Raw genomic sequence first — 9,852 nt, 5'->3', positions numbered from 1 at the left:
GCTGACACACGGCGGGAGACAGCCGGCCGGGCATTACCCCAGGATGATCAGGCACTGTTCGTTCCCGTTCGCACCGGTCGCCTCAGTCGGTGCCAGATATGGCTGCACCCGTCCGCCCCACGGCTCCGGCCCAAGCTCCGCGATGTGCTCCGCCTCCCCCGTCGCCATGACGCGGCAGCATCCCCGGCTCAGGCCCTCGCGCCGCCGTCGACTCGGAGAACCGTGCCGGTCACGTAGGAGGAGCGGTCGCTGAGCAGCCAGGCGGCGGCCTGGGCGATTTCGTCGGGGTCGGCCGCGCGGCGCAGCGGCGTATGCGCCTTGAGCCGCTCGACGAGACCGGGCGAATCCGCTTCCCAAGTACGGATCATCTCGGTCAGCGTGGTGCCGGGGGCGATCGCGTTGACGCGGATGCCTTCCGGGCCGTAGGTGATGGCAGCCGACTCGGTGAGGCTGTTGACCGCCCGCTTCATCGCACCGTAGGCGGGCAGCTCGGGATTGCCCATCAGGCTGCCGACGCTGGAGTTGTTGACGATGGCTCCGGTGCCGACGGTAGCCCGGATTGCGGCGACCTCGGCGACCATGGCCGCCCAGGGGCCCTTGAGGTTCACGGCGTAGATGTAGTCGAAGTCGGCCTCCCGCACCTCGTCCATCGGGCCTGGCGGCACGATCGCCGCGCCGTTGTTGAAGGCGACGTCGAGCCGGCCGTACAGGTCCACGGCGCGGTCGACGGCGGCGCGCACACTGGTCGCGTCGGCCAGATCGCACACTGCGTAGTCCGCGATGCCGCCCGCTGCCTGGACCTCCTCAGTGACCGCCTTCAGTTGGGCCTCCGTCCGGGCCGCGAGCAGCACCCGGGCGCCTTCCCTGGCGAACAGCCGGGCGGCAGCCGCGCCGATACCGCGCCCGGCACCGGTGATGAAGGCGACCTTGCCGGCCAGCAGGCCCAGGGCGGCGGGGGTGGATGTGTCGGTGGTGGGTGTGTTGTCCATGGCAGCGAGCCTGCCGCCGGTCCGCGGAACCGATCCAGGCACCGGCGGTACCTGGATCGGCTCGGCGACCACCTGCGCATACTGAAGTGTGGACAGACGAGAATTGGCGGCTTTCCTGCGAAGCAGGCGCGAGCGGATCACTCCCGCCGACGTGGGGCTGCCCGCCGGTCCGCGCCGCCGCACCCCGGGGCTGCGCCGCGAGGAGGCCGCGCAGCTGGCGTTCATCTCGACCGAGTACTACACGCGGCTGGAGCAGGCCCGCGGCCCGCGCCCATCGCGGGAGGTGCTGGCCGGGCTGGCCCGGGCCCTGCGCCTGTCGGACGCCGAGCGCGACCACCTCCACCACCTCGCCGGCGCACCGCCGGGCCCTCCGCCCGGGCCCTCGCGCGAGGTCCGGCAGAGCATCCTTGACCTGCTGTACCGGTTACCGCAGGCCGCCGCGATCGTCACGTCCGCGACGTACGAGGTGATCGCCTGGAATGATCTGGCGGCCGCCCTCATGGAGGACTTCTCCGCCCTGTCGCGGCGGGACCGCAATCTCGTGCGCCGTGTCTTCCTCGGCCCGCACCCGCAGGGGCGGCGGTTGTACGGGGTGTCGGACGCGGACGAGTTCGCCCGCAGCTCGGCTCAGAACCTGCACGCCGCGGCCGCCCGTTACCCCGACGATCCCGAGCTGGCCGAGCTGGTGAGTGAACTCCTCGCCGGCAGCGAGGAGTTCACCCGCCTGTGGGCCTCCCACGACGTGAGCGCCGAATCCACCCTGTGCAAGACTTTTCAGCACCCCCTGGTCGGCCCGGTCACCGTCAACTGCGACGTCCTCGACATCACCGACCGGGACCAGCGAGTCGTGATCTACACCGCCGCCCCCGGCTCACCGTCCGAGGAGGCTCTGCGGCTGCTGTCGGTCGTCGGCACGCAGCGCATGGACGTGCCCGGCTGAGCCGCGTGGCGGTAAGCCTCGGTGCGACCCGTGACGAGGTAGTCGTTGCTCTGTCGCGCCATGCACGCCGTTTGGTGACGTGCGGGTCGTTCGACTGCGTGCACGACATGGGGTCCAAAGCATGGTCCCCGCACATCCGGCCTCCGCGAACCCGGTTGCGCGGCGTTGGACAGCAGCAGCAGAGCTTGTGGGCCCACCTGTGGCGGGCCCACAAGCTGGCTACGTGAAGAGCATTCGCTTCCCGGTGATCCGGTAGCCGATCCTGTCGAAGATCGCGGCCATCGGGTGGTTACCGACGTCGGTGTTGTCAGTGATGAACGGCTGGCCCTCGTCGGCGAAGATGTGCATCGCCTCGGCCAGCAGGTCATAGGCATAGCCGTGGCCACGATGGCCGATGGCAACACCGATGTAGCCGATCGTCGCCGAGTTGCCGTTGTGGGTGGGCATCACCATGCCGACCAGCTCACCTGTCTGGTTGTAGGCCAGGCGCCACCGCCCGCGCCCGCCGGGCATGTTGGCGATCATCTCGAGCGTCTCGGCCGCCACGACCGTGGGGTCCTTGACCAGCAACTGCTCCCTGTCATGGGCGTCCAGGCTGCCGTCGAGGATCCGCTCGAGCAGGCCGATCAGCAGCTCGTCGTCGGTTACCTCGGTAAAAGTGAGCCTGGTCGGTCGCGGCGGCAGGCCGTACTCGGGCTCCCAGCGCAGGTTGAGCCGCTCGACGCTGAAGGTGAGCCCGGCCGCTTCCGCGGCCTCGATGCGGGCGTTTGCCTCTGCCCGTGCCAGTGGTTCCTCCTTCCACGCGGCCGGCAGGAACAGGTTGTACTCGGGGCGCGGATGGCCCATCGGGCTGTGATAGTCAGGGCCGACCAGAGCGGCGTAGGCGACCTTGAGCAGGGCGGTGCCGTTCTCGACCGTGTCAAAGTCGAAGTAGTCGAGCGCAATCGGGTGCTCGACGCCCTTGGGCCCCCAGAAGGAAACGCGGGCGACCACGTCGTCGCCGTCCAGGGCGATCCATACCCACTCGGGGCGGTAGTCGCCGCTGGCGGCAAGGTCCTGGAAGGTGCGCATCCGCACACCTACGCCCGTGGTGGGCAGCAGCGCGGTGATGGTGTCGAAGAGGGGGAACTCGCTCTCGTTCTTGAGAGAGCGGAAGACCAGTTCGGTCAAGGAATTCTCCTGTGAAGAGGAGCGCTCCTACACCTGCACGAGGTGGAAGCGCGAAATCTGGGCGAACATGCTGCTTTCCACCTCCTTCTGATCGATTTCTCGGGCAGAGCGTAGCCGGTGACGCCAAAGGCGGCAACAGTGAATGCTTTTCAGCCTCACGCCGCCTGCGCAACTGCTGCGTCGCAGGAAGTCGCCGAATTTCGCTTTCAGGTATCAAGCGGCGCCGCGCCGCCGTACGCGCGGCGCCGGCGCCCTCGCGCCACGCGTGCGGCCTCCCGGCCGGCCAGTGTCCGATCAGGCGGCCGGCACCACGTTGTGGTTGATCCGGAACATGTTGGCCACGTCATTCATCCGATGGGTCGCGATCACGACGGCGCCGTACGCCGGGCCGACCACCTGGTGGCCGGTGGCCTTCACCAGGACCGGCCGGTGCTGCCCCGCCGCGAAAGCGACGGCGGCCTGGACATCGGCCGCGCTCTCCGCCACCACGATCACCGCGGGCACCAGGTCGTGATTCAGGTTGAAGACGGCGCGTTCGTCGTCGTACCCCGCGTCGCCCGGCAGCAGAACCGAACCTGCCACCGCAGCCACGAGGGCCGCGGCATCCTCCGGCAGGATCGGCGGCAGGGACAAATCGGTGGAAGTCACAACATACGTCCTGTTGCTCAGGCGAATTTTCGACTTTTGCGCGACCTGTTCTTGGGGGTTCCGAGGCACAGTCTGCTCGTGATCCATGGTGCTGCGACCCCATCGTTGTCCGCCACCTTCATCTAGCCACAAACCACTCAAATTCGGACAGCCGAGGCTAATGGCGAGGAATCCACACCGGGGCGCCCTCTTTCATGCACGGGCCGTGTCTGCCTGCTCGCACTCCCGCTGCAGGTAACTCCCTCTCCCGCCGACTAAGGATTGTTCCTCCAGGACTTATCCAGGCGCAGTCGCCATCCGGCACCGACGCGGAGAGAGTTCCGATTCGCTACTGCACACGCTGGAGCGGGAGCCCGCGCGGCAGGCAACGAGTTGGCTAACAGTGCTGGAGCGCAAGTGAGCGACGGCACGGCCGAGCCAACTATCCCTGGATGGCTTGCGGGAATGCGCACGTCTCGTGAGCGATCTTCCGGGGCCATGTCGGCGCTTGGTCGTGAGCTTCGCCGGGTGCCCGTGCTCGCCCGGCTGGTCATGGTGTCCAAGGCACCAGGACGCCGGCGAGCACGGGCGTGGTTTCGTTCGGCGCTCACGACCTTGCGGACGAGCGCCCACGCCGCTGGTCGGCGTGCACTTAGATCACGAAAGGGGCGAGTACGTGGCCGTGGAGTAAGGCGTCGGGTAGCTCTCGGCCTCCGCCTTTGCCTTGGAGTCGGTGTCCTGCTTCTGCTGCGGGAACGCCTGGTTGTCCGACTTCTGGAAAGGGGTGATGATCAGCGTGAAGTCACGCAGCAGGCGCTGACGCTGGTGCTGGTGCTGGCGATCGTGCTGACGCTGACGGTTGTGGCTCCAGTTGTGGTTGCGGTTGTGGTTACGCCCCTCGCGGATGCACACCGTCTTGTGGCACGTCGGCCGCGAAACGGAGACCGGAGCAGGAGCAGGAGCAGGAACGCCGCCCATGACGACGGACGCGCCCGCGCCCGCGGCGATGGCGGTGCCGAGGACGAGAGCGCCACCGGTCAGCGTGGCGCCGGCGGCGAGAACACCCATGATGTTGCTGAGCTTGGACATTTCGATTTCCCTTGATGAATGCGGTTACCCGCTACGCGAACGCTCACGCTTTTGTGGGCGCTTCGTCGCCTAGCGGGGTCACAAGAATGCGGGGTGCGAGCAGATAACCGACGGTCGCGCCTATTCCAGATGGCGAACCCGCCGGCGATGATGCGCTTCCGGCTGTACCCGTGCCCGCCGGCCGTTCATGGTTCCCAGAAACAGGCGAACTCGACAGCGGCGAGCACGGGCACGTTTTCCTTCGGTGCTCACGCTCCGACCACGAGGTCAGGACGTCCGCGTATCGGAGACGTACCAGCCGATGACGGGCGCGGGAGGAGTAGCGGTGACCGTGGCGATCGGGCCGGAGTAATACATACGGGTCCTATTGCTCGGCCTCGGCCTTGGCCTTGGAGTCGCTGTCCTGCTTCTGCCACGGGGTGGCGTCGTTCTCGCTCTTCTGGAACGGCGTCACCAGCAGGGTGAAGTCACGCAGCAGGTGCTGACGCTGGTGCTGGTGCTGTCGCTCGTGCTGCCACTGGTGGGTGCGGTTCCAGTTCCGGTTGTGGTTCCGGTGGCCACGGCCCCAGCCGCCGCCGCCGCAGCCGCCGCCGCAGCCCATGACGGTGGTGGCGTTCGCGGTACCGGCGGTGACAGCGGTGCCGAGGGCGACGGCTCCACCGGTCAGCGCGGTGCTGATGGCGAGAACCCCGACGAGGCTCTTGAAGTTGGGCATGCTATTTCCCCTTTTGAGACCTTTGCCTTTGCGCTAACTTTCCCCGACAACTAGGGAAACGCACTTATGGCGACGCTTAGCGCACCATAAACGCATTGTCTTATTTTCCGTGCCGAGCGGCCGACAAACGACAGTCGACGCCTTTTGTCGTTCGCTTATCTCTTTATTGACCACGCCGACCTATGGTAAGCGCTATTGATGCGAAATCAGCTTTATGTCGGATCTTATACGGCCTGATATAGGCGATATTTCGCCCCCTGCTGAGCCGGCGGTAGTCGAACAACTCTCGCTGATCGCGTCGAGGTTGAAGAAATGCCGCCCTCCCGGTTGCCGCTCGGGTCCGGTGACCCGGCGGGCGGGTCGATCTTGGCCATGTCGACGACGAAGACGCGCCCGGCCGGCACCACGGGGTTGGTCTGGACGGTCACCGTGAGCAACTCGGCCACGACGGCCTCGGCGACCTTGGCGTCATCGCCGTGGCGGAAGACGTGGACGCGTGGGATGTGGCGGAGTACGTCGAGGAACTGCTGGCGGAGGTCAGCCGCAACGCCCCTCGCTGGGGCTCCAGCCCGAGAAGCTTGTGCGCAGCCGCCCACCCGTCTGAAGTGAGCCTACGGGGAGGATCGGTCAGCAGGTTCGCGCCGCCGGGGACATCCAACTGGTGCGCACCACCGGCTCGGAGGTCGGGGCGTCCCCGCGCGCGTACGGGGCGGACGTGAGCAGGCTGGGCAGCAGCGTGCGCCGCGTCTACGACCTGCCCGTCAGGTAACCCTCCAGCCGGTCGGCCAGCTCACCGGGCCGGGCAAGCATGGGCGCGTGCCCGCCGTCGATCTCGTCGGGCGTGATGCCCAGCCGGTCGCGCACGACTGCGCGCATGAAGCCTGGCGTGAAGAACGGGTCGTCACGGCACAGCAGGAACCTGGTCGGCACCTCCGGCCAGGCGTCCAGCGGCCACGGCTCCGCGAAGGCCTTGTCCGCGTGGTCCCGGCTCTTCGACAGCAGCTCCTCCGCCAGCTCCCTGGGCACGTCGTGCAGGAACAGCGCGACGGGATCGCTCATGTCTTTGCCCTCGAAGCCCGTGTTGGCCCACCAGTCGGAAGGCGGCTCGCCCGGCGCCGGAATCATGGCCGACACCAGCACGAGCAGCTCGGCGGGCACCCGGGCGCAGACGAGCGGGCCGACGAAGCCGCCCCACGAGTGCGCCACCACGACCAGGTCTCGGCGGTCGCCGACGGCCTCGGCCACGGCGTCGGCATAGTCGAGCAGCCCAGCGGACTCGTCCTCGATCGGCAGGTCCACGGCCACCACGTCATGCCCTCGGCCGCGCAATTCAGCCGCCAGCAGGTGCCAGTCCCAGGCGGAGCCGCCGCCACCGTGAATCAGGGCGAATGTCGCCATCGCGCGTACCCCCCAGGCGTCAGACTGCCCGCCACGTTAACCGCACGCTCCGACAATTCCGCGATGAGTTCCGACCGCGGGACCCCCACCACACCCTGCATCGGTGAAAAGCCGCTCTTCCTGGGGGTCGGCCAAAGATACGACGGCAACCGGCAGCCAGTGATCTTGAGTTGAACTTGCCGCAGGTGAGGTGCTGGGGCGGATCGGCGTCGGCTGCCCGACCAGGGACAGCGATGCGCAAACGCAGCCGGAGGCCCGATCTTGTGTCACCGTTCGCAGTGGACTTCTTCGCGTACCCGCTCAGATCGGTCAACGGCGCACCCGATAGCGCAGGTGAAGCACCCGGTTGCCCTGAATCACCACCTCAGGATCCTCCAACATGTGCTGCGCGTGGACCGACCCGAAGTAGCGCTTGCCGGACCCGAACACGACGGGTATGACGTCCATGCGCACCTCGTCGATCAGGCCCGCGGCAAGCACCTGGCCACCGACGTCGCCGGCGGCGACCTCGACCATGCGGTCACCCGCAAGCTCCTGCGCCTTGGCCATGGCTGCCTCGACGCCGTCGACGAAGTGAAACGGCGCCTCGGGGTCCCAGCCCTCGGGCATCGGCCGGTGCGTCACGACGACCACGTGGTCGATGCCGCCCGGAGGCTTCCCGTCCCAGCCGTCCGTCATGTCGAAGACATGGCGGCCGACGATCGTGACTCCGATCTGGTCCCAGTACGGCCGGGTGTAGTCGTAGGACGTCTGCGACACCTTCAGCTCGCCGCTCTCGTCCAACGGGACGTCACCGCTGGACAACCAGTCGAACAGCGGTCCGGGCTGGTCATTCTCGTCCGCGACGAAGCCGTCCACCGACACCGAGCTGTACATGACCACCTTGCCCACGGGGCTCTCCTCTGCTTTGGGGTGCCCTCAAATTAGCGTGTCGTGAGCTGTCGCTTCTTGTACGAAATCAATCGGCCGGCAGCGGCCAGCCGTCCATCACGTGGCCGGGATGTTCGCGCAGGAACCGCCGCCGGATTTCGACGTACCGGGTCGGCGTGAGCCCGGTGAACGCCCGGAACTCGTGGCCGAAGTGGGCCTGGTCGAAGTAGCCTGCGCCACCGGCGAGGTCGCCCCAGTCGATCGGTCCGTCGGGGTTGATCGCGAAAACGGTGGCGGCGAAGCGGTAGGTGCGGGCCAGCCGCTTCGGCGTGACGCCGATGAGCTCCTTGAACCGCTGTGCCAGATGAGTGCTGCTGACACCGGCTGCCACCCTCAGGTCGCCGATCGCCACCGCCCCGCTGGTCGCCGCGATGACACTGCTCGTATGGCGGACCAGCCCCAGGCCGGCGGTCTCGCACAGCCGTCGCATCAACTCCTCCTCGAGCAGCGTCAGCATCTCGTGCGGTCCGTCCGCCGTGGCCAGCCGGTCTCGCAGCTCAGCAATGGCGGGCCGGCCCCAAACCTGCTCTACCGTCACCGGCCGGTCACACAGCTCGGCCGCGGGCATCGGCAGGAACGGCGCCAGCCCCCACGGCTTGACGTGCACGCCGACGGACCGGGTCCGGAGTGGGTAGCCGAACTCCAACGCGCGGGTGGGCATGGTGACCACGCAGCCGTCGGCGTACTCGGCCGTCTCGATGTCGGTGCCGGCGCGGATGCGGAACGGCGCCCCGAGGTTGACGATGAGCAACGCCGACGGCATCGGCGGCAGCGTCAGCCGGGCGTACGGCGGCGCACCCTCCAGGTAATAAAGGTCGTCGATCAGCCCGTCCAGCGGCGGTCGCGGCACTCTGGACACGTACTCCACCCCCCACAGCATCGCCGCCACCGTGTTCGCGATCAACCTTTTTCATGATCGCACCAGTGGGGGCGCAGTGCTGGAGATGAGCGCCGGGTGCGTGGCTTACGACGGGCCCATCGAACCGAATGCCAAGGGAAGATCCGGGTCGAAGGTCCACGATCAAGACGATTTATTACACGAGGTCACGGGGTTCGCCAATTTCAGTCATGGGAAGGATGGGGCCGTGTTGTGGGCCCATTTGGCCAGCCGTTCCAGGGCAGAGGCGGACAGAGATCCCTGTGCGGCGGTGCAGACGAACAGGAACTGCTCGGGGTCTCCGGGGAGCCGCAGAAGTTGGTAGTGGAGCGAGAATTCCCCGACGATCGGATGGTGAAAGGCAATCGTGCCCGAGGCGCGCTCATATACATGGTGAGCAGCCCATAGTTCCCTGAAGTCCTCGTTTTCCAGCAACTCCCCGATCAACTCGTTGAGCCTCGGATCGCCGGGATGACGCCCGTGGGCGAAATGGAGCATGGCGGTGACATCGGTCGCCACGTGCTCCCAGTCGAGATACAGCGTGCGTGAGTTCGGGTCCAGGAAGAAGAATCTCGGGAGGCTGTTGTCCCGTGCCGGTCTGTCGTCATGCCACATGTGCAGGGCCCTGAACGGCTGGTTGGCGGCCAGGATGTCCAGGCAATGGCTGAACACACACGCCGGGACGTCGGCCTTCAGTGCGTCGAGCAGCTCATAGGTCAGGGGCGATACCCGTTGCCAGGCGCCCTCGGCTCCTTGGACGGGAACGATGATGGGGCCGGCCAGCGCAAACAGGTGATCACGTTCGGTCTGGTCCAGCTGGAGTGCGCTGGCGAGCGCGTCGAGGACCACCGGAGAGGCGTTCTTGCTGCGGCCCTGTTCCAGCCGGGCGTAGTAGTCGACGCTGACGCCGGCCAGTCGTGCGAGCTCCTCGCGACGCAGCCCTGGAACGCGTCTACGCCCTACGCCCTCCATCCCGACGTCTTCAGGATTGAGGCGGGCCCGGCGGGAGCGGAGGAAATCCCCTAACCCCACGAGGCGGTCCATGCGTCCAGTATGTGCCCCTAGTCACACTGCGGTTGGCGGGGCCCACCCCTGGACCGATCATGAAGCCGTACGC

Annotated in this window: 10 protein-coding genes; 1 reads left to right on the top strand and 9 read right to left on the bottom strand. The window is 67.3% G+C overall.

The genetic code is table 11. The features are described from left to right. Positions 1–188: 188 nt before the first annotated feature. The gene (locus Pka01_RS39895; RefSeq protein WP_239116281.1) at positions 189–1,061 is read right to left on the bottom strand and encodes an SDR family NAD(P)-dependent oxidoreductase; all 873 of its coding nucleotides are present in this window, start codon (positions 1,059–1,061) and stop codon (positions 189–191) included. A 31-nt stretch (positions 1,062–1,092) separates the two neighbouring features. On the opposite strand from Pka01_RS39895, the gene Pka01_RS39890 reads away from it, so the two are divergent. Then, positions 1,093–1,929, top strand: a complete 837-nt coding sequence (locus Pka01_RS39890) for a helix-turn-helix transcriptional regulator (RefSeq protein WP_308442322.1) — start codon at positions 1,093–1,095, stop codon at positions 1,927–1,929. A gap of 219 nt (positions 1,930–2,148) precedes the next feature. Here Pka01_RS39890 and Pka01_RS39885 read toward each other — a convergent pair whose 3' ends face one another. The 8 genes from Pka01_RS39885 to Pka01_RS39850 all read right to left on the bottom strand — a co-directional run bounded on the left by Pka01_RS39885 (position 2,149) and on the right by Pka01_RS39850 (position 9,779). After that, complete coding sequence (locus Pka01_RS39885) at positions 2,149–3,099, bottom strand: GNAT family N-acetyltransferase (RefSeq protein WP_203888214.1); 951 nt, start codon at positions 3,097–3,099, stop codon at positions 2,149–2,151. A gap of 294 nt (positions 3,100–3,393) precedes the next feature. Beyond that, positions 3,394–3,834 (bottom strand): FAD-binding protein, encoded by a 441-nt coding sequence (locus Pka01_RS39880; protein ID WP_203888213.1) that lies wholly within the window; start codon positions 3,832–3,834, stop codon positions 3,394–3,396. Between the two features lie 549 nt (positions 3,835–4,383). Continuing rightward, a complete protein-coding gene (locus Pka01_RS39875; RefSeq protein ID WP_203888212.1) occupies positions 4,384–4,815 on the bottom strand; it encodes a hypothetical protein in 432 nt (143 codons plus the stop codon). Positions 4,816–5,179: 364 nt separating this feature from the next. Beyond that, entirely contained in the window at positions 5,180–5,530 is a 351-nt protein-coding gene (locus tag Pka01_RS39870; protein WP_203888211.1) for a hypothetical protein, read from the bottom strand. 747 nt (positions 5,531–6,277) lie between these two features. Beyond that, entirely contained in the window at positions 6,278–6,928 is a 651-nt protein-coding gene (locus tag Pka01_RS39865; RefSeq protein WP_203888210.1) for an alpha/beta fold hydrolase, read from the bottom strand. Between the two features lie 309 nt (positions 6,929–7,237). Then, positions 7,238–7,819, bottom strand: a complete 582-nt coding sequence (locus Pka01_RS39860; RefSeq protein ID WP_203888209.1) for a dihydrofolate reductase family protein — start codon at positions 7,817–7,819, stop codon at positions 7,238–7,240. A 67-nt stretch (positions 7,820–7,886) separates the two neighbouring features. Continuing rightward, on the bottom strand, positions 7,887–8,762 hold the full coding sequence (locus tag Pka01_RS39855) for a helix-turn-helix domain-containing protein (protein WP_203888208.1): 876 nt from the start codon (positions 8,760–8,762) through the stop codon (positions 7,887–7,889). A gap of 162 nt (positions 8,763–8,924) precedes the next feature. Next, positions 8,925–9,779 (bottom strand): helix-turn-helix transcriptional regulator, encoded by an 855-nt coding sequence (locus Pka01_RS39850; RefSeq protein ID WP_203888207.1) that lies wholly within the window; start codon positions 9,777–9,779, stop codon positions 8,925–8,927. Positions 9,780–9,852: the final 73 nt, after the last annotated feature.

The organism is Planotetraspora kaengkrachanensis (assembly GCF_016862895.1).
In the GTDB taxonomy this organism is placed as follows: Bacteria; Actinomycetota; Actinomycetes; order Streptosporangiales; family Streptosporangiaceae; genus Planotetraspora; species Planotetraspora kaengkrachanensis.
The sequence above is the reverse complement of the archived record's forward strand: the minus strand, read 5'-3'. Positions and strand labels throughout refer to the sequence as shown.

Coding starts and splice junctions, on each gene's coding strand:
- Pka01_RS39880 (WP_203888213.1), bottom strand. CDS start 3,834: ATGGATCACGAGCAGACTGTGCCTCGGAACCCCCAAGAACAGGTCGCG.
- Pka01_RS39875 (WP_203888212.1), bottom strand. CDS start 4,815: ATGTCCAAGCTCAGCAACATCATGGGTGTTCTCGCCGCCGGCGCCACG.
- Pka01_RS39870 (WP_203888211.1), bottom strand. CDS start 5,530: ATGCCCAACTTCAAGAGCCTCGTCGGGGTTCTCGCCATCAGCACCGCG.
- Pka01_RS39865 (WP_203888210.1), bottom strand. CDS start 6,928: ATGGCGACATTCGCCCTGATTCACGGTGGCGGCGGCTCCGCCTGGGAC.
- Pka01_RS39850 (WP_203888207.1), bottom strand. CDS start 9,779: ATGGACCGCCTCGTGGGGTTAGGGGATTTCCTCCGCTCCCGCCGGGCC.